Origin of the sequence: Streptomyces sp. NPDC048257 (assembly GCF_043201855.1) — a bacterium.
Taxonomy (GTDB): Bacteria; Actinomycetota; Actinomycetes; order Streptomycetales; family Streptomycetaceae; genus Streptomyces.
Window position 1 is genome coordinate 424,684 of sequence record NZ_JBICZI010000002.1, and the last position, 17,958, is coordinate 442,641.

Consider the following 17,958-nt stretch of genomic DNA (forward strand, 5'->3'; position numbering starts at 1 on the left):
CGGTCAGTATCTCCGGCATGTCGATGAATACCACCACCACCGCAGCCACTGACACCGCTTGGTACGACCTCGCCCTGTGCGCCCAGACGGGCCCCGGCTTCTTCTTCCCGGAGCCCGGTTCCTCGCTGCGCGATGCGAAGCGGCTGTGCGGGGCGTGCGAGGGGCGGGCTGCGTGCCTGGAGTACGCCCTGGCCAATGACGAGCGCTTCGGAGTCTGGGGCGGCCTCTCGGAGGCCGAGCGCCACGCCCTGCGCTCCCGCCGCCGCTGATCAGGTGCGCGTCGCCTTCCCACTGCCACGCACCAGCCCCACGCGCCGCGCGAGCTCGAACCCCTCGCCACCGCATTCCTCCCGGCGCGGTGTGTGGGGCACGACGCGCACGGGGTAATGCCCCCCGACAGGAGACACAACCCCACCGAAGCGGGGGTCTCCTGCGAACCAGATCCGGTCCGGGTGGTCGTCCTCCAGCGTCGCGAGCGGGACAGGGAACGGGATGATCCGGAACATGGCCGTGAAGTCCTCCCGGAACGGGATGGCGACGGTTGCAGGGCTGCCATTCACTCTGCGCTGGTGCCTGCACGCCCATTCGCGCCAGGGATAGGCCTGGAGCACGGCGGCGACGCGGCGTCGGCGGAAGTAGGCGACGACCACCCAGGGGAAGAGTGGCGCTGCGAGCATGGTCAAGAGGGCGAAGGCGCTGGTCGCATGGGGGATGCGGCCGATGCAGGCCATGGCGGCCAGCGGAGGACCGCCGAGGCTGAGAACCCAGTTGAAGCGGCGGACGACCAGCCGCTTGTAGCCGACCACAGTCGGAGGGTGGTCCCAGGCCGCCTTGGTGAGCGTGACGCTCAAAGGAGTACCTCCAGGATGCGTGAGGTCCCGGCAGCCGTCGGCGCACCTGGATCGGGGTCGGAGAAGCAGAGCGTGTGGGCGACCGCTTCGAGAATGTCGGAGTAGGCGTCGGCGTGTTGGGTGGATGCGCTGGTCAGGTCGAGGACGAGTAAGTGGAGTCCATCGGGATGCGCCGTCGCAACTCTGGCCTGAAACAGACGATGTTCTACGTCGGGCACCGAAAGGACCCCGGTGACCAGGCAGCACGGCAGGGTCGACGGCAGATCGACGAACCGCCGGTCGGTGCTGGCCCACAGTGGGGAGCGGGCGATGGCCAGAGCCGTCCGGGCCACGGCGAGACGGGGGTTGGGCTGCTCGACCTTCCGGACGGTCAGGGAGAACAACGAGGTCGTGACGCCGACGGGCTCCTCGGGGTGAAATCCGAACGCGGTGTGTACGACGTCGTGCCCCGCCAGTTCCTCAAGTCCGTCCATGAGCCGGGACAGCTCTCGTTGAGCAGCGAGACTCCTCAGGGCCTCGGCGAACGCGTCCAAGGATGCTCTGTCGCCTGGGCCGATGTCATGGAAACCCGGAGGTAGGCGGAACCACACCGGAGGGGCAATGCTCTGCTGGGTCATGGCCGCAGCACCGACCAGACGTGGCCCGACTTCCGGATGGCCGAGGGTGCGTCGTCCAGGACCCCGCGGGTGCCGTCCAGGGCTGTCGAGCCGTGTTCGGCTGTTTCGTTGTCCGTGGTGTAGTCGAGGCCGGCGGTCACTGCACCGGTACCTGCCACCGCCACGCCCACCCGTTCTCTGGCGTCCTGAGACGAGGACCGCATCGCCCACCCGGTGAGGGGGCTGTCCAGCTGCCGCAGGTCGTCGGAGGTGCTCCATGCCGACTGCCTGAACGCGGTGGCCCCGGGGGCGAGCCCCACCACGGCGCTGCCCTCCGGGGCGGCCGCCATCGCCGCGCGGGCGGCCGCCGTGCCGGCTTTGGCCCCGGTGGCGACCGCTGCCACGCCCGGGACCGCACCGACGGTGTCTCCCAGGAGGGTCACGCCGCTCTTCCAGAAGTCCGCGTCGAACTGGCCCTTGGTGAAGCCGTCGCTGAGTGACTTGCGGAACTTCGGGTCAGAAGTGTGCATCGCCAGGGCGGCCAAAGACAGGCCGCTCCCGACGAGCATGATCGCGAGCCCCGCGGGCGGACAGGCGAGTGCTACCAAGGCGCCGACGAAACCCAACATGGCCGACGCGTTCGACATCGCGTCCGCCGGATCGTCGACGATCTTGTTCCAGATGGAGGCCAGCAGACCCGGTTCCTTCGGGGCCAGGCGGTCCGTCGCCGCGTTCAGGGACTTGGCCACCCGGCGGGCCGCCGCGCTGTGTTCGGCGGCGAGTTCGTGGGCCAGGCGGCGGGCGTCGGAGAGGGCTTCCTCCGTCTTGGCCGCCGCGGCCTGGGACTCGTACCTGGCGGCCAGTGCGCGGTGGGCGACCAGGGTGTCGTGCCACCCCGTGAGCCGGCGGGCCGCCTCCGCGAGGGAGGTGTGGGCCGAGCCGAGATAGCGGGGGAGGTCCTGCGAGAGGGAGGCGCGGAAGGCGGTCGCGGCCTCGCCCTGCCAGGCCGAGCTGTGGGAGACCAGGTCCTTCACCACCCGGGAGGCCTCCCCGAGGGAGGCGGCCGAGCCGCTGAGCTTCTTGGCCAGCGCCAGCACCGCGGGCGGATTTCCGGGGGCCGGGTCGAAGCCCAGCGCCGCGTGGTCAGTCACGGCCTGCCGCCGCCCGGAGGAAGGCCGCGCGGATGGCCCGGTCCAGCTCCGCGTACTCCGAGGCGCTGCGGTCCACGCCCTCCCGTACGTCCTTGACGCGTTTGGTCAGCTCCCGCGTGCCGTAGGCCCAGCGCTCCTGGAAGCCGTCACACGCCGCGTCGAGATCGGCCGTGCCCAGCTGGTCGGGCCTTACGTGGTCCAGCGCGCGGCGGGCTTCCCGCAGGGAGCGCAGCGAGGAGTCCAGGGCGCGCGTCAGACGGGTCAGCTGGTCGATGTCCACCTGGAGCGAGGTCATGACGCGAAACCCTGGCAGAGCACGGCTCTGCCAGGGCAATCGGCATCACTCGCCCGAGCGAGCGGAAATCGGTCAGCCCTTGCGGGCGGCGAGGCGCGCCGCGCGGGCGGCCAGCTTCTCGTCGAACTTCCGGGCCTCGGAGTCCAGGCCGTTCATGAACAGACCGAGCTCCTCCTGGGCCTTCTGGCCCTCGGGACCGAGGCCGTCGATGTCCATGATCTTGAGGAAGCGGATCACGGGGCTCAGCACGTCGTCGTGGTGGATCCGCAGGTTGTAGACCCCGCCGATCGCCATCTGGGCGGCCATCCGCTCGAAGCCGGGCATGCCGTGTCCGGGCATCCGGAAGTTGACGACGACGTCCCGCACGGCCTGCATGGTGAGGTCCGGGGCGAGCTCGAAGGCCGCGCCGAGCAGGTTGCGGTAGAAGACCATGTGCAGGTTCTCGTCCTGCGCGATGCGGGCCAGCATGCGGTCGCAGACCGGGTCACCGGACTGGTGGCCGGTGTTGCGGTGCGAGATGCGGGTCGCGAGCTCCTGGAAGGCCACGTACGCCACCGAGTGCAGCATGGAGTGGCGGTTGTCGGACTCGAACCCCTCCGACATGTGCTGCATGCGGAACGCTTCCAGCTTGTCCGGGTCCACGGCGCGCGAGGCCAGCAGGTAGTCGCGCATCACGATGCCGTGGCGGCCCTCCTCGGCGGTCCAGCGGTGCACCCAGGTTCCCCAGGCGCCGTTGCGGCCGAAGAGCGAGGCGATCTCGTGGTGGTAGCTGGGGAGGTTGTCCTCGGTCAGCAGGTTCACGACCAGCGCGATCTTGCCGATGTCGGTGACCTTGGACTGCTCCGGGTCCCAGGCCTCGCCGTCCTCGAAGAAGCCCGGGAAGTTCCGGCCCTCGCTCCACGGGACGTACTCGTGGGGCATCCAGTCCTTGGTGACCTTCAGGTGGCGGTTGAGCTCCTTTTCGACCACCTCTTCCAGCGCGTACAGCAGCTTGGCGTCGGTCCACGCCTCCGAGCTGCCGAGGTGGGGAGAGGTGATCGTCACGGGTACTCCTGGGTGCAAAGCGAATTACCTACGGTTCCGTAGCCTACGGAGTCGTAGGTTAAGCGCGACATCAAGACGAGCCAACCCCCGGGTGGGTGTATGTCCAGTTACATCCAGTTATCTGTGCAGTTTATGAGTGGTCTGAGGGGCCCCTGAAGGGTCAAAATCACGCCGACAGGTGGTCTGCAGATTCTTTTTTTGACCTCTGAGATTGATTCCGCTTCCCCGCGGCGGCCGCGTGCGGGACGCTGCGCGCCCGGTGGCCGGGCGGTCACCGCCAGGGGCGGCGCGGTGCGCGCCGCCGCCCCGGGGGGTCGCGTCTCACTCGCCGGACCACTGCTCCTCGCGGACCTCCTCGGCCGTGGTCGGCCGGAGGTCGCCGTCCAGCAGGAGCCAGCGGGTGATGCCGATCGACTCCAGGAACGGCACGTCGTGGCTCGCCACCACGAGCGCGCCCTCGTACGACTCCAGCGCGTCCGTCAGCTGCCGCACGCTCGACAGGTCCAGGTTGTTCGTCGGCTCGTCCAGCATGAGCAGCTGCGGGGCGGGCTCCGCCAGCAGCAGGGCCGCCAGTGTCGCGCGGAAGCGTTCGCCGCCCGACAGGGTGCCGGCCGGGCGGTCCGCCCGGGCGCCCCGGAAGAGGAAGTGCGCGAGCCGGGCCCGGATCAGGTTGTTGGTGGCCTGCGGGGCGAACCGCGCCACGTTCTCCACCACCGAACGGCTCTCGTCCAGCACGTCGAGGCGCTGCGGCAGGAACCGCGTCGTCACGTGCGCGACCACCTCGCCGGACACCGGCGGGAGCTGTCCCGCGATGGTGCGCAGCAGCGTGGTCTTGCCCGAGCCGTTGCGCCCCACCAGGGCGATCCGCTCCGGTCCGCGCAGTTCCCACTCGCCCGGTACGGAGGCCCCGTGGGCCGGGTGCAGATTGCTCAGGGTCAGCACGCGCCGGCCCGGCGGGACCTGGGTGGCCGGCAGCTCGATCCGGATCTCGTCGTCGTCGCGCACCGCGTCCACCGCGTGGTCCAGGCGTTCCTTCGCCTGTGCCAGCTTCTCGGTGTGCATGATCCGGTGCTTGCCCGCCGACTCCTGGGCGGCGCGCTTGCGCGCGCCCATCACGATCTTCGGTTCGCGCTTGGTGTCGTACATCTTCTGCCCGTACCGCTTGCGCCGCGCCAGTTTGACCTGCGCGTCGGCCAGTTCGCGCTTCTGCCGCTGTACGTCGGCCTCCGCGACCCGGACCATCCGTTCGGCCGACTCCTGCTCGGCGGCGAGCATCTCCTCGTAGTCCGTGAAGTTCCCTCCGTACCATCGGACTTCGCCGTCGCGCAGATCGGCGATCTGATCGACCCGCTCCAGCAGCTCCCGGTCGTGGCTGACCAGGAGCAGCACCCCCGACCAGGACTCGACCGCCGCGTACAGGCGGCCCCGGGCCCGCAGGTCCAGGTTGTTGGTCGGCTCGTCCAGCAGCAGGACGTCGGGGCGGGCGAGCAACAGGGCGGCCAGCCGCAGCAGTACGGACTCGCCCCCCGACAGTTCGCCGACGGTGCGGTCCAGGCCGATCCGGGCGAGACCGAGCTGGTTGAGCGTGGCCAGGGCCCGCTCCTCCACGTCCCAGTCGTCGCCGACGGCGGCGAAGTTCGCCTCGGTGGCCTCGCCCGCCTCGATGGCGTGGAGGGCGGCGCGGGTGGTGTGGATGCCGAGCGCCTCGTCCACGCGCAGCGCGGTGTCGAGGGTGACGTTCTGCGGGAGGTAACCGACGGAGCCGGCGACGGAGGACTGCCCCTCGGTCGGGGTCAGTTCGCCGGCGATCAGCTTCAGCAGGGTGGATTTCCCACAGCCGTTGAGGCCGATCAGGCCGGTGCGGCCGGGACCTACGGCGAGTTGGAACCCGTCGAAGACGGGAGTGCCGTCGGGCCAGTCGAAGGACAGGGCGGAGCAGGTGATGAATGCAGGGGCATGGCTCATGGAGGCCTCCAGGTTGCGTGAGTGGTGCGTGCAACGCGGGGAGACAGCCGACGGGTCAGCCGAAGGCGGCGGTGGTCGGTGTCTCGAACCTCAGACGAGCAATGTCCTGCTCCGTTTCGACGGCGATGGGGCGTCTTCGAAGCTACGGGCGGCCGGAGCCGCCCGCAAACGAATTACTCAGCAGGTGTCGCGCATCAGCTCGGCCAGGCTGTGGTCCATGTCCAGGTAGAGGTGTTCGAGTCCGGGCGGCACCAGGGCCGCGGCCCGTTCCAGGAAGCGGTGCAGCTCGGCCGTCAGCATCAGCACGATGGCGACGCCCTCCGTCGCGTGGAACTCGATGGTGGTCCGGTCGCCGTCGTACGGGCGTACGCGTACGTCGCCCCAGCCCGACGGGCGGTCCAGCCCGGACTCCAGCAGCTCGCGCGAGAAGGTCCACGAGACCTCGACGCCCTCCAGCGTGGCCGGGGCGGGGAAGGCCATGCGCACGGCGAAGGGATCCGCCCGGTCGTAGCAGAGGGTGACGGGAACGGTCTCGACCTTCGGCGCGACGGCGACCAGACGGGCCTGTGCGGCCTGCTCGATGACAGTGATCAAGGCTCACTCCCTTGCGGCGGATCTGCTGCCGGACTCTGGGGTGGAGCCCGGCAACCCGATAGACGCCGGAATCGGCAAATCCGTGCATGGGCCGTTGCGTGAGCTGTGTCACCGATTGGCTGGAACCACTCTGTGTGATCGCACAGAGTGACCGAGGGGGGAGGTGTGCCCGAAGGCGGCCCCCGGTCCGCGGCGGGGCCGGGGAGCCTCTGAGAAGGGCTGGTTACCGATCACTCCACAGGCCTAAGGAGCCGCATCCGGACCCTCAGGAACGCGCAGAGGGCGGCGCAGACGCGCGGGCCGTACAGGGTCGGGGCGACGGCTCCGTCGAAGAGGACGCTGACGGAGCGGCGGTCCGGATCGCCGTGGGCCACCGCGCCGACCTGACGGTCCTCGCCGACGACCCGCTCGCCGTGGCGGCCACCGAACTGCCCGGCCTGCCCGTGCTGCTCACCGTCCTCGACGGCGGCGTCACCCACCGCGCCGCGAGCCCGTGACACCAAGGCGAGGGCGGGCGCGAGGGCGGTCGCGGTGGCCGGGCGCGGTGGCCCCCGCGGCGGCCGGGAGGCGCTCTGGACGGCGCATCGGGGGTGCGTTAGCTTCCGGCGCCATGAGACTTCTGGAACTCGGAATCGGCATGTGCGCGGCGGCTTTGGTCGTGGGGGTGTCGGCCGCCCCCGCCCAGGCCGATGCGGACCCGGCCCCGGTGGCGCAGGACTTACACGGCGCCGGCTGGGCGCTGAAGGAGACCGGGAAGGACGTACGCTTCCGCGGACTCGCGGCCGTCGGCCGGAGCACGGCCTGGGTGGCCGGTTCCAAGGGGACCGTGCTGCGCACGGTGGACGGCGGCCGCAGCTGGCGTGACGTTTCGCCGCCCGGCGCGGTCGCGGAGGGCCTGGAATTGCGCGACATCGAGGCCTTCGACGCACGGCACGCGGTGGCCCTGTCCATCGGGGAGGGCGAAGCCTCCAGAGTGCTGCGCACCGAGGACGGCGGAGCCACCTGGACCGAGACCTTCCGCAACCCCGACCCGCGCGCCTTCTACGACTGCCTCACCTTCTTCGACGCCCGGCACGGCCTGGCGATGAGCGATCCCGTGGACGGGAAGTTCCGCATCCTGTCCACGGACGACGGCGGGCGGAACTGGCGGGTACTGCCCAACGCCGGTATGCCCGAGGCCCTGCCGGGCGAGGCGGGCTTCGCCGCGAGCGGCCAGTGCCTGGTCAGCGCCGGACCGCACGACGTCTGGCTGGCCACCGGCGGCGGGGCCAGCGCCCGGGTCCTGCACTCCGCGGACCGCGGCCGGACCTGGCGGGTCGCCGAATCCACCGTCCCTGCGGGCGATCCGGCACGCGGGGTCTTCGCCCTCGCCTTCCGGGACCGTACGAGGGGACTCGCGGTCGGCGGTGACTACCGCACCGGGCAGGCGTCCCCGCAGGCCGCAGCCGTGTCCGCCGACGGGGGACGCACCTGGCGCCAGTCCGCGGCGCCGCCGCCGGACTACCGCTCGGGCGCGGCCTGGTTCCCGTACAGCGCGGGGACGGCCCTCGCGGTGGGACCCACGGGCACGGACGTGACCACGGACGGGGGCCGCGGCTGGCGGTCCCTGGAGGCGGGGTCGTTCGACACGGTGGACTGCGCCGCGGACACGGGCTGCTGGGCGGCGGGGGAGAAGGGACGGGTGGCGCGGCTGGAAGGGCGGCGCTGATCAGCCGGGGGAAGCAGCCGCGTCCGGGGGCGCCGGGGTGGTGACAAGGTCCATGCCCGGGTAGCGGCCGGTGGTGAAGCCCGCGGCCCGGTAGACGGGTTCGCCGTCGGGGCTGGCGTGCAGCTGGACGTAGTGGATGCCGATGCCGTCGAGCCAGGCGACCAGGGCGTCGACGATCCGCCGGCCGTGGCCGCGCCCGCGGGCTGCCGTGTCGGTGACGATCCCGTCGAGGTAGCCGCGGCGGCCGTCGGTCCACCGCGGACCGGGCAGGTGGTAGGTGACCCAGGCCATGCCGGTGGCGAGCAGCCGTTCGCCGGGTGCCCCGCCGACGACCAGGCAGTGCACGTCGGGGCGTTCGCCGATGCGTTCGAGGAACCAGGCGCGCGCGACCTGTCGCCAGGCGGCGTCGGCGGGCCCCGGGTCGACCCCGAGGGCGTCGAGGGCGACAGCGCGCAGGCGTATCAGCTCGGGGACGTCGGCGGGGACGGCGGGGCGGGGCTGCATGAACACTCCGACGGGCAGGGGTGGTCGAGCGGGTGGGTCACCGGGACGGTTCGCGCCGCCCCTGAGGGATCTCGTGCCGATCGGGCCGGGCCGGCGTCACCGGGCACGCTCGCACGCTCGCACCCACCAGGCACCGCTCCCTGATCAGCCCCGGCAAGATCCGGAAGAGACCGCCTAGACCACCGGGTTCTCCCGCACCGTCGACAGGTCCGCCGAGGTCTTCGTGGCGATGAACTCGGTGATGGTGTACTCGCAGACACCCGCCACCGTGAAGGGGTCCTCGGCCGCGATCCGCTCGATCTCGGCCCGGGACACCCCGCCGGCCAGGATCACACCGCCGTCGCGCGGGACCTTCCGTCCCGACGCGAGGAAGACGCCGGCGGCGTAGTGGCCGTCCAGCCAGGCGATGTGGGCGTCCATCTGCTCCTCGACGGATTCGACGGGGGCGGTGTAGGTGAGCTCCATGACGAACATGATCGCCAGGCTACCCTCGCACCATCATGACGAGTGCGAAGACCCCCGCCGACGAGGCCGAGGCCCGGGCGATACAGGACGAACTACGCCATCAGGTCGTGCTCACCGAGCCCGGCCCCCCACCTGGCCGCGGCCTGGTCGCGGGAGTGGACGTCGCCTACGACGACGCGCACGACCTGGTGGCCGCAGCGGCCGTGGTGCTCGACGCCGCCACCCTGGAGGTCGTCGAGGAGGCCACCGCCGTCGGGCGCGTCAGCTTCCCGTACGTGCCCGGACTGCTCGCCTTCCGCGAGCTGCCGACCGTACTCGCCGCCCTCGACGCCCTGAGGACCGAGCCCGGTCTCGTCGTCTGCGACGGCTACGGCCTCGCCCATCCCCGCGGCTTCGGCCTCGCCTGCCACCTCGGTGTGGTCACCGGGCTCCCGGCCATCGGCGTCGCGAAGAACCCGTTCGCCTTCACCTACGAGGAACCGGGCGCCCGGCGGGGCGACGCGGCCGCGCTGCTCGCGGCCGACGGGGCCGAGGTCGGGCGGGCGCTGCGCACGCAGGACGGGATCAAGCCGGTCTACGTCTCCGCCGGGCACCGGGTCTCGCTGGACAACGCCTGCGCGCACGCCCTGGCCCTGAGCCCCCGCTTCCGGATCCCCGAGACCACCCGCCACGCCGATTCCCTGTGCCGCAGGGCGCTGCGGGAGGCCTCCTGAAGCCCCCGCCCCTCAGCGGGCGTCCGCCACCCGGAAGGTGATCCCCGCCTTCTGGAGGCGGGCGATCAGGGCGTCGCCCATCGCCACGGCCGTCGTCAGCTGCCCGGCCACCTCCGGCAGGGCGTCGTGGGCCAGGCAGAGCGCGGACTCGGCCAGCATCTTCGCCGTCTCGCCGTAGCCGGGGTCCCCGCCCGCCACCTCGGTGAACACGCGGCGGCCACCGCCCTCGCCCACGAACCGCACGGTGAACCAGCTGCGCGCGCGGCGTTCCGCGTCCGGCCCCTGCCCCGGCTCCCAGCGGTTCATCAGCCACCGCCGGGCCGGCGGCACCTGGGCCAGGGCCACCGTCGCGCCCAGCGCCGCCGTACCGCCCACCGCGACGGGCAGGTGCTTGACGGAGGCGTAGTGCCGGTAGCGGAAGTCCGGTCCGTACCGCTCCAGTGCGGCCGCCGACCGGGCCACGATCCGCGGGTCCAGCGAGGGCAGCGGCATCGCCCAGGTGCCGGTCTCCCGGCTGAACCGCGGCGCCCCCACCGGACCCCGTGCCCGCCGCCCGAGCAGGCGCGGCTCGTGCAGCCGGCGGGCGTGCGCGGCCGCCAGGGTCTGGGGGCCGCGGCTGAGCGCGGTCAGCGCGGAGGCCAGGGTGCCGCCGGAGAACAGGGCGTTGGACCGCATGAACCCGTCGACCGTCAGCGGGACCCCCTGCGGCAGCTGCCGGACCGTGAAGTACGCCCCGAGGTCGGCCGGGATCGAGTCGAAGCCGCAGGCGTGCACGATCCGCGCCCCGGTCTCCCGGGCCCGCGCGTCGTGCTCGACGTACATGCGGTCCACGAACTCCGGCTCGCCGGTGAGGTCGACGTAGTCGGTACCCGCCTCGGCGCAGGCGGCCACGAGCTCCGCCCCGTACCAGATGTACGGACCCACGGTCGTGGCCAGCACCCGAGTGGACGCGGCCAGTTCGCGCACGGCCGCCGCGTCCCGGGCGTCGGCCCGCAGCAGCGGCAGCCCCGCACAGGCCGGGTCGATCGAGGCCAGCCGTTCGCGCAGCCGCTCCAGCTTCGCGGTGTCCCGGCCGGCGAGGGCCCACCGGCAGCCGGCGGGCGCGTGCGCGGCGAGGTACTCGGCGGTGAGCGCGCCCACGAAGCCGGTGGCTCCGAAGAGCACGACGTCGTAGGCCCGTTCCGGCCGGTCGTGCGGGACAGTTGCGTTCATGAGCGCTCCTCCCAGGAGGTTCGGGTGGCCGAGGCTAGCGTGATTCTCGACCGCCAGTGCGATCGGCTCGTGCGAGGTCGTGCGAGGTCGTGCGAGGGGTGGGGCGAGGGGTAGGGCTGGGGCGATGGTTCGGGCGAGCGGGTGCGGCGCACCGGTCCGGCGGCCCGATTCGGCCCGTATGCGGGAACAGCGCCCCGGGTGCGGCCTGATGACCGTACCCGGGGCGCTGCGAGGGTCCCCTGCCACCTTCCGGTGGCCGGGGGATCAACCCTTCTGGTAGAGACCGAAGAGGTCGACGACGAGGTCGATGTCGTCCCAGCCGCGGTTCCAGAAGTCGATGATGCCGTTGTTGCCGGTGCTCGCCTGGACCAGGTTCGGGACGGTGTCGCCCTTCGTCCAGTTCAGGTTGGAGGAGTTCGGCGGCGTCGGCCAGATCTCCGACCCGTTGATGTAGTCGTCCCGCGAGTTCGGGTCCGGGGTGACCGTGAGGTACCCGCTGCCGTTCGTGTTCGTGACCGTGGAGTTGAACACCCAGCCCGTGATGCTGCGGTTGCTGTGCGAGATCGGCAGGTAGATGTAGCTGTCGCCCCACAGCGGACCGTAGACCGGGTCGCTGGGCTCACGGGTGTCGAAGACACGCTCCGGCGTGAGCGGCAGGAAGGCGCTCTGGCTGTCCTTGCTGTAGTAGCCGACCACGTCGACGACGACGTCGGTCGGGGACCAGGCGCCGTTGAACACACTGATCTTGCCGTCGGCGGAGACGGGCACGATCACCGAGTTGGCGATCGTCTGGCCGGCGTTGAAGTTCAGGTTGGACGTGGTCGGGATCGACCCGCTGGTCGGGTAGACGGTCAGGTGGCCGGCGCCCTGCGGGTTGGTGACCGTCACGTTGAGCGCCACGGCGGTGATGCCCTGGGGCACGCCGCGCAGGCCGCTGATCTGGGTAGCGAAGGTCGACTGTCCGCCCAGCTTGCGCTTGGCGGTGCCGAGGCCCTCACGGGTGTCGACGAAGCGGGTCGGGTCGACCGGGGTGTAACCGCTGGAGGCGGTGTGGGTGAAGTAGCCGGTGACGTCGGCGATCAGGTCGACCGACTGCCAGCCGCGGTTGGACAGCTCCACGTAACCGTTCTTGCCGACCGGCACGATGACCAGGTTCGGGACGGTCTGGCCGGCCTTGTGGTTGACGTTCGACGTGGTCGGACGCTCGCTGCCCTCGGGGAAGGCGGTGATGAAGCCACTGTCGGTGGTGTTGGTGACGGTGACGTTGAGGACCACGGCGGTGACCCCGGCGGGGATCTTGCCGTTGCCGCCGACCTTCACCCGGGTCGAGGCGCCCGGGCCGACCTTGCCCTGCGTCACGCCGGTCCCGAAGCGGGTGTCCAGCAGACGGGTCGGGGTGTACGGGGTGAAGTCGGAGCCCGGCGTGACGATCGCGAGCTCGTTGACGGCCGACACGCCGTTCGTGACGTCCTTCACGGTGACCTTGACCGTGTAGGCGCCGACCTCGGCGTAGGTGTGCGAGTTCGTCACCGTCTGGGAGCCGTACGCGGAGACCACGTCGGTCTTCCCGTCGCCCCACGCGATGCTGACCTCGAGCGAGGTGTTCGCGCTCGTGAGGATCGACTGCAGTTCGATGCTGTGGGCCGTCATGCCGTAGCCGTTGAGCTCGACCGCGAGGTTGGGGTTGTCGGCGGCGGACTGCGCGGACGGGGCACCGGACGCGCCCGTCTTGGCGGACGGCAGCGCCTTGCGGACCGTGCGCTCCGCAGGGCTGGTGAAGGTGTGGCCCTTGATCTTGGACTCGGCGGCCTTCCCCAGGCCGAGGTCCAGGTCGGGAGTGGATGCGCCACGGGCGTCCGGCTTGGCCGGGTCGGCCTGGGCCACGCCCGGGATGAGACCAACGCCTGCCGCGATGGCGGCGACGGAAACTACGAGTCGGCGGTTGCGCACCGGCCCCCCATTTTCTGCTTGAACGTTTGATCAGCTTCGAAAGCGTGTTCAGAGTACATAGCCTCGGAGCGGTTGATCAGGGGGGTGGCCCTTCCAATTGGCCCGCCCTCTGCGGAGCCAAACATTCCTGGGCCCGTCCATCCGTGGGCGCACCGCCCGGGGGCTTGTGTTCGGTGGGACACGTTCCTAGCATCACTGGTGTTACATCAGTTGTGTCACACAGCCGCACACCACGCACACCATGCACACCAGAGCCGCTGGGGGCCCGATGGCAGTGACAGGGAACGGGAACCGGGAGGCGAGCGGGCCCGGCCCGCTCGCCGGAGTGCGCGTCGTCGAACTGGCGGGCATCGGCCCCGGACCGTTCGCCGCCATGCTCCTCGCCGACCTGGGCGCGGACGTCGTACGGGTGGACCGGCCGGGCGGTGGCGGGCTCGCTGTCGATCCCGCCTATGACATCACCAACCGCAGCAAACGGTCCGTCCTGATCGACCTCAAGGCCGCCGACGGGCCCGCCCGCGTCCTGGACCTCGTCGCACGGGCCGACGTACTCGTCGAGGGGTTCCGCCCCGGCGTCGCCGAACGGCTCGGGGTCGGACCGGCCGAGTGCCACGCCCGCAATCCGAAGCTCGTCTACGGCCGGATGACCGGCTGGGGCCAGGAGGGCCCGCTCGCCGAGACCGCCGGGCACGACATCGCGTACATCGCCGTCACCGGCGCCCTCGGCATGATCGGCAACCCGGGAGAGCCGCCGGCCGTCCCCGCCAACCTGGTCGGGGACTACGCGGGCGGCTCGCTCTACCTCGTGATCGGCGTCCTCGCCGCCCTCCACCACGCCCGCGCCACCGGCGCCGGCCAGGTGGTCGACGCGGCCATCGTCGACGGCACCGCCCACCTCACCGCCATGATCCACGGAATGATGGCGGCGGGCGGCTGGCAGGACCGCCGCGGGGCCAACCTCCTCGACGGCGGCTGCCCCTTCTACGGCACCTACGAGACCTCCGACGGCAAGTACATGGCGGTCGGCGCGCTGGAGCAGCAGTTCTACGACACCTTCGTGGAGCTCCTCGGCATCAAGGACCAGGCCCCGGCCCGCAAGGACCTCGCCCGCTGGGGCGAACTGCGGGAGGCCGTCGCCGCCCGCTTCAGGACCCGTACGCGCGCCGAGTGGACGGCCGTCTTCGAGGGGAGCGACGCCTGCGTGGCGCCCGTGCTCTCGCTGCGCGAGGCCCCGGGCCACCCGCACCTCGCCGCCCGCGGGACCTTCACCGACTTCGGCGGGATCGTCCAGCCCGCGCCCGCGCCACGGTTCTCGGCGACACCTGGCGCCGTCACCGGCGGCCCGGCGCAGCCGGGTGCGCACGCGGAGTCGGTGGCGGCCGACTGGGACGTACCCGCCCTGCTCGGGAAGGAGCGTTGATGGAACTGTCCATGATGCTCGACTACGCCGGGGACCCGCGCCGGGCCGCCGACGCGGCCGCGTCGCTGGAGTCGGCCGGGCTCGACGCGGTCTGGGTGGCGGAGGCCTGGGGTTTCGACTCCCCGACGATCATGGGCTACCTCGCCGCCCGCACCGAGCGGCTGAAGATCGGCTCGGCCATCCTCAACGTCTACTCGCGCACCCCCGGCCTCATCGCCCAGACCGCCGCCGGCCTGGACGCGCTCTCGGGCGGCCGGGCGCTGCTCGGCCTCGGTGCCTCCGGCCCGCAGGTCGTCGAGGGCTGGCACGGCAAGCCGTACGACAAGCCGCTCGGCCGGACCCGCGAGACCGTCGAGCTGTGCCGGCGGATCTGGCGCCGCGAGACGATCGACCACCACGGCATCACCGACATGCCGCTGCCGCCGGAGAAGGGCGGCCGGCACGGCAAGCCGCTGAAGATCCTGACCCGGCCGGTCCGTTCCGGGATCCCGGTCTACATCGCCTCGCTCGGCCCGGCCAACGTGCGGATGACCGCCGAGATCGCGGACGGCTGGCTGCCCACGCTCTTCATCCCGGAGAAAGCCGCCGCGGTGTGGGGCGGCCCGCTCGCCGAGGGGACGGCCGCGCGGTCGCCGGAGCTCGGCCCGCTGCAGACCGTCGCGGGCGGCCTGCTCGCCATCGGCCCGGACGCGGCGGCCGTACGGGACCTCGCGCGCCCGCAGATCGCCCTGTACGTCGGCGGCATGGGCGCGGTCGGCAAGAACTTCTACAACGACCTCGCCGTCGCCTACGGCTACGGGGAGGAGGCCCGCCGGATCCAGGAGCTGTACCTCTCCGGACACAAGCGCGACGCCGCGGCCGCCGTCCCGGACGAGTTCGTCGAGCTGATGACGCTGTGCGGGCCCGAGGGCTACGTACGCGAGCGCGTCGAGGCCTTCCGCGAGGCGGGCGTCACCATGCTCAACGTCACGCCGGTCGGCCCCGAACCGGCCAAGTTGATCGAAACCGTCAAGAACTGGCTTTGAGGAGCCGACGATGAAACGCCAGATCTTCGACGCCGACCACGAGGCGTTCCGCGAGACCGTACGCACCTTCCTCGCCAAGGAGGTGCTGCCGCACTACGAGCAGTGGGAGAAGGACGGCATCGTCAGCCGCGAGGCCTGGCGCGCCGCGGGCCGGCAGGGACTGCTGGGCCTCGCCGTGCCGGAGGAGTACGGCGGCGGCGGGAACACCGACTTCCGCTACGCCGCCGTGATCGCCGAGGAGTTCACCCGCGCGGGCGCCCCGGGGCTGGCCATAGGCCTGCACAACGACATCATCGGGCCGTACCTGACCTCGCTCGCCACCCAAGAGCAGAAGCGCCGCTGGCTGCCCGGCTTCTGCTCCGGGGAGACCATCACCGCCATCGCCATGACCGAACCGGGCGCGGGCTCCGACCTCCAGGGGATCCGGACCACCGCCGAGGACCGCGGCGACCACTGGGTGCTGAACGGATCCAAGACCTTCATCTCCAACGGCATCCTCGCCGACCTGGTGATCGTGGTCGCCAGGACCACCCCCGAAGGCGGGGCGCACGGTCTGTCGCTGCTGGTCGTCGAGCGCGGCGCGGAGGGCTTCGAGCGCGGGCGCAACCTCGACAAGATCGGCCAGAAGTCCCAGGACACCGCCGAGCTGTTCTTCAACGACGTACGGGTCCCGAAGGAGAACCTGCTCGGCGAGCTGAACGGCGCCTTCGTCCACCTGATGACCAATCTCGCGCAGGAGCGGATGGGCATCGCCATGGCCGGCATCGCCGCCGCCGAGCACCTGCTGGAGATCACCACCCGGTACGTCAAGGAGCGGGAGGCCTTCGGCCGGCCGCTGGCCAAGCTGCAGCACATCCGCTTCGAGATCGCGGAGATGGCCACCGAGGTCGCCGTCACCCGGACCTTCCTCGACCGGTGCATCACGGACCACGCGAACGGCGAGCTGGACCACGTGCACGCCTCGATGGCCAAGTGGTGGGCCACCGAGCTGCAGAAGCGCGTCGCCGACCGCTGCCTGCAACTCCACGGCGGATACGGATACATGACCGAATACCGGGTCGCGCGCGCCTTCACCGACGGCCGCATCCAGACCATCTACGGCGGCACGACCGAGATCATGAAGGAGATCATCGGCCGCTCCCTCCTCGGCTGAACCTCCCTGGAAACCCTCCCGCCAGCACCCTTTCGAAAGGCTTGACCAGTGAGCACCGAAGCTTACGTATACGACGCGATCCGCACCCCGCGCGGCCGCGGCAAGGCAAATGGCGCCCTCCACGGCACCAAGCCGATCGACCTGGTCGTCGGACTCATCCACGCCCTGCGCGAGCGCAACCCCGGCCTCGACCCCGCCACCATCGATGACATCGTGCTCGGCGTCGTCGGCCCGGTCGGCGACCAGGGATCCGACATCGCCCGTATCGCGGCCATCGCCGCCGGGCTCCCGGACACCGTGGCCGGCGTACAGGAGAACCGCTTCTGCGCCTCGGGCCTGGAGGCCGTCAACCTGGCAGCCGCGAAGGTCCGCTCCGGCTGGGAGGACCTCGTCCTCGCCGGCGGCGTGGAGTCCATGTCCCGCGTCCCGATGGCCTCCGACGGCGGTGCCTGGTTCGCCGATCCGATGACCAACTGGGACACCGGCTTCGTCCCGCAGGGCATCGGCGCCGACCTGATCGCCACCATCGAGGGCTTCTCCCGGCGCGACGTGGACGAGTACGCGGCCCTGTCGCAGGAGCGTGCCGCCGCGGCCATCAAGGACGGCCGCTTCGCGAAGTCCGTGGTCCCGGTCACCGACCGCAACGGCCTGATCGTCCTGGACCACGACGAGTTCGTCCGGCCCGGCACGACCGCCGACACCCTCGCCAAGCTGAAGCCGTCCTTCGCGGACATCGGTGAGCTCGGCGGCTTCGACGCCGTCGCGCTGCAGAAGTACCACTGGGTCGAGAAGATCGACCACGTCCACCACGCGGGCAACTCCTCCGGCATCGTCGACGGCGCCTCGCTCGTCGCGATCGGCTCCCGCGAGGCGGGGGAGCGAAACGGCCTGACGCCCCGCGCCCGGATCGTCTCGGCCGCCGTCTCCGGCTCCGAGCCCACCATCATGCTCACCGGCCCCGCCCCGGCCACCCGCAAGGCCCTCGCCAAGGCCGGCCTGACCATCGACGACATCGACCTCGTCGAGATCAACGAGGCCTTCGCGGGCGTCGTCCTGCGCTTCGTCAAGGACATGGGCCTGTCCCTCGACAAGGTCAACGTCAACGGCGGCGCCATCGCGCTGGGCCACCCGCTCGGCGCCACCGGCGCGATGATCCTCGGCACGATCGTCGACGAGCTGGAGCGCCAGGACAAGCGCTACGGGCTCGTCACCCTCTGCGTCGGCGGCGGCATGGGCGTCGCCACCATCGTCGAACGCCTCTGATCCGGCCCTGTCCCCCGCCCTCCGGACCTTCCGACACGAAAGCAGTGAC

19 protein-coding genes are annotated in these 17,958 nt (G+C 71.5%); 8 read left to right on the top strand and 11 right to left on the bottom strand.

The annotated features are described in order from the left end of the window. The first annotated feature begins 17 nt into the window (after nt 1-17). A complete protein-coding gene (locus ACGFZK_RS05930) occupies nt 18-269 on the top strand; it encodes a WhiB family transcriptional regulator (protein WP_393847597.1) in 252 nt (83 codons plus the stop codon). Here the strand turns inward: ACGFZK_RS05930 and ACGFZK_RS05935 are convergent, their stop codons facing one another. From ACGFZK_RS05935 to ACGFZK_RS05965, 7 genes are all read right to left on the bottom strand, one after another. Beyond that, nucleotides 270-851, bottom strand: a complete 582-nt coding sequence (locus ACGFZK_RS05935; RefSeq protein WP_393847598.1) for a hypothetical protein — start codon at nt 849-851, stop codon at nt 270-272. Then, complete coding sequence (locus ACGFZK_RS05940) at nt 848-1,468, bottom strand: hypothetical protein (protein WP_393847599.1); 621 nt, start codon at nt 1,466-1,468, stop codon at nt 848-850. Before ACGFZK_RS05940 ends, ACGFZK_RS05935 begins: the two co-directional genes overlap by 4 nt. Next, nucleotides 1,465-2,598 (bottom strand): hypothetical protein, encoded by a 1,134-nt coding sequence (locus ACGFZK_RS05945; protein ID WP_393847600.1) that lies wholly within the window; start codon nt 2,596-2,598, stop codon nt 1,465-1,467. The genes ACGFZK_RS05940 and ACGFZK_RS05945 overlap by 4 nt, the downstream gene beginning before the upstream one ends. Next, nucleotides 2,591-2,893: a hypothetical protein gene (locus tag ACGFZK_RS05950; RefSeq protein WP_393847601.1), complete on the bottom strand. Its 303-nt coding sequence runs from the start codon at nt 2,891-2,893 to the stop codon at nt 2,591-2,593. The genes ACGFZK_RS05945 and ACGFZK_RS05950 overlap by 8 nt, the downstream gene beginning before the upstream one ends. A gap of 72 nt (nt 2,894-2,965) precedes the next feature. Then, a complete protein-coding gene (locus ACGFZK_RS05955; RefSeq protein WP_393847602.1) occupies nt 2,966-3,937 on the bottom strand; it encodes an acyl-ACP desaturase in 972 nt (323 codons plus the stop codon). A gap of 321 nt (nt 3,938-4,258) precedes the next feature. After that, nucleotides 4,259-5,902 carry an ABC-F family ATP-binding cassette domain-containing protein gene (locus tag ACGFZK_RS05960; protein ID WP_393847603.1) on the bottom strand — a complete coding sequence of 548 codons (1,644 nt, stop codon included), beginning with the start codon at nt 5,900-5,902 and terminating at the stop codon, nt 4,259-4,261. Between the two features lie 177 nt (nt 5,903-6,079). Next, entirely contained in the window at nt 6,080-6,496 is a 417-nt protein-coding gene (locus ACGFZK_RS05965) for an SsgA family sporulation/cell division regulator (protein WP_393847604.1), read from the bottom strand. 365 nt (nt 6,497-6,861) lie between these two features. On the opposite strand from ACGFZK_RS05965, the gene ACGFZK_RS05970 reads away from it, so the two are divergent. After that, complete coding sequence (locus ACGFZK_RS05970) at nt 6,862-6,993, top strand: hypothetical protein (protein ID WP_393847605.1); 132 nt, start codon at nt 6,862-6,864, stop codon at nt 6,991-6,993. A gap of 113 nt (nt 6,994-7,106) precedes the next feature. Further along, a complete protein-coding gene (locus tag ACGFZK_RS05975) occupies nt 7,107-8,204 on the top strand; it encodes a WD40/YVTN/BNR-like repeat-containing protein (protein ID WP_393847606.1) in 1,098 nt (365 codons plus the stop codon). On the opposite strand, the gene ACGFZK_RS05980 is transcribed toward ACGFZK_RS05975, so the two are convergent. Both ACGFZK_RS05980 and ACGFZK_RS05985 read right to left on the bottom strand, forming a co-directional pair. Continuing rightward, on the bottom strand, nt 8,205-8,708 hold the full coding sequence (locus ACGFZK_RS05980; protein ID WP_393847607.1) for a GNAT family N-acetyltransferase: 504 nt from the start codon (nt 8,706-8,708) through the stop codon (nt 8,205-8,207). It lies immediately after the preceding gene. Between the two features lie 174 nt (nt 8,709-8,882). Further along, nucleotides 8,883-9,182 (bottom strand): YciI family protein, encoded by a 300-nt coding sequence (locus ACGFZK_RS05985; RefSeq protein WP_393847608.1) that lies wholly within the window; start codon nt 9,180-9,182, stop codon nt 8,883-8,885. Nucleotides 9,183-9,208: 26 nt separating this feature from the next. Here ACGFZK_RS05985 and ACGFZK_RS05990 point away from each other — a divergent pair, with 26 nt between their 5' ends. After that, on the top strand, nt 9,209-9,886 hold the full coding sequence (locus tag ACGFZK_RS05990) for an endonuclease V (RefSeq protein WP_393847609.1): 678 nt from the start codon (nt 9,209-9,211) through the stop codon (nt 9,884-9,886). A gap of 12 nt (nt 9,887-9,898) precedes the next feature. On the opposite strand, the gene ACGFZK_RS05995 is transcribed toward ACGFZK_RS05990, so the two are convergent. Then, the gene (locus tag ACGFZK_RS05995) at nt 9,899-11,098 is read right to left on the bottom strand and encodes a saccharopine dehydrogenase family protein (RefSeq protein WP_393847610.1); all 1,200 of its coding nucleotides are present in this window, start codon (nt 11,096-11,098) and stop codon (nt 9,899-9,901) included. Nucleotides 11,099-11,362: 264 nt separating this feature from the next. Further along, nucleotides 11,363-13,048, bottom strand: coding sequence for a hypothetical protein (locus tag ACGFZK_RS06000; RefSeq protein WP_393847611.1), 1,686 nt, complete (start codon nt 13,046-13,048; stop codon nt 11,363-11,365). Nucleotides 13,049-13,316: 268 nt separating this feature from the next. On the opposite strand from ACGFZK_RS06000, the gene ACGFZK_RS06005 reads away from it, so the two are divergent. From ACGFZK_RS06005 to ACGFZK_RS06020, 4 genes are read left to right on the top strand one after another with little or no spacing between them, the layout of a single operon-like run. After that, the gene (locus ACGFZK_RS06005; protein WP_393847612.1) at nt 13,317-14,468 is read left to right on the top strand and encodes a CaiB/BaiF CoA transferase family protein; all 1,152 of its coding nucleotides are present in this window, start codon (nt 13,317-13,319) and stop codon (nt 14,466-14,468) included. Beyond that, complete coding sequence (locus tag ACGFZK_RS06010; protein WP_393847613.1) at nt 14,468-15,493, top strand: LLM class F420-dependent oxidoreductase; 1,026 nt, start codon at nt 14,468-14,470, stop codon at nt 15,491-15,493. Before ACGFZK_RS06005 ends, ACGFZK_RS06010 begins: the two co-directional genes overlap by 1 nt. 10 nt (nt 15,494-15,503) lie before the next feature. Further along, nucleotides 15,504-16,646, top strand: coding sequence for an acyl-CoA dehydrogenase family protein (locus tag ACGFZK_RS06015; protein ID WP_393847614.1), 1,143 nt, complete (start codon nt 15,504-15,506; stop codon nt 16,644-16,646). A gap of 48 nt (nt 16,647-16,694) precedes the next feature. Further along, a complete protein-coding gene (locus ACGFZK_RS06020) occupies nt 16,695-17,909 on the top strand; it encodes an acetyl-CoA C-acetyltransferase (RefSeq protein WP_327265347.1) in 1,215 nt (404 codons plus the stop codon). The last annotated feature ends 49 nt before the right edge of the window (nt 17,910-17,958 follow it).

What these genes read in the sequence shown, in the direction of transcription:
- ACGFZK_RS05930 (WP_393847597.1), top strand. Translation starts at nt 18, where the DNA reads ATGTCGATGAATACCACCACCACCGCAGCCACTGACACCGCTTGGTAC.
- ACGFZK_RS05940 (WP_393847599.1), bottom strand. Translation starts at nt 1,468, where the DNA reads ATGACCCAGCAGAGCATTGCCCCTCCGGTGTGGTTCCGCCTACCTCCG.
- ACGFZK_RS05950 (WP_393847601.1), bottom strand. Translation starts at nt 2,893, where the DNA reads ATGACCTCGCTCCAGGTGGACATCGACCAGCTGACCCGTCTGACGCGC.
- ACGFZK_RS05960 (WP_393847603.1), bottom strand. Translation starts at nt 5,902, where the DNA reads ATGAGCCATGCCCCTGCATTCATCACCTGCTCCGCCCTGTCCTTCGAC.
- ACGFZK_RS05975 (WP_393847606.1), top strand. Translation starts at nt 7,107, where the DNA reads ATGAGACTTCTGGAACTCGGAATCGGCATGTGCGCGGCGGCTTTGGTC.
- ACGFZK_RS05980 (WP_393847607.1), bottom strand. Translation starts at nt 8,708, where the DNA reads ATGCAGCCCCGCCCCGCCGTCCCCGCCGACGTCCCCGAGCTGATACGC.
- ACGFZK_RS05985 (WP_393847608.1), bottom strand. Translation starts at nt 9,182, where the DNA reads ATGTTCGTCATGGAGCTCACCTACACCGCCCCCGTCGAATCCGTCGAG.
- ACGFZK_RS05990 (WP_393847609.1), top strand. Translation starts at nt 9,209, where the DNA reads ATGACGAGTGCGAAGACCCCCGCCGACGAGGCCGAGGCCCGGGCGATA.
- ACGFZK_RS05995 (WP_393847610.1), bottom strand. Translation starts at nt 11,098, where the DNA reads ATGAACGCAACTGTCCCGCACGACCGGCCGGAACGGGCCTACGACGTC.
- ACGFZK_RS06005 (WP_393847612.1), top strand. Translation starts at nt 13,317, where the DNA reads ATGGCAGTGACAGGGAACGGGAACCGGGAGGCGAGCGGGCCCGGCCCG.
- ACGFZK_RS06010 (WP_393847613.1), top strand. Translation starts at nt 14,468, where the DNA reads ATGGAACTGTCCATGATGCTCGACTACGCCGGGGACCCGCGCCGGGCC.
- ACGFZK_RS06015 (WP_393847614.1), top strand. Translation starts at nt 15,504, where the DNA reads ATGAAACGCCAGATCTTCGACGCCGACCACGAGGCGTTCCGCGAGACC.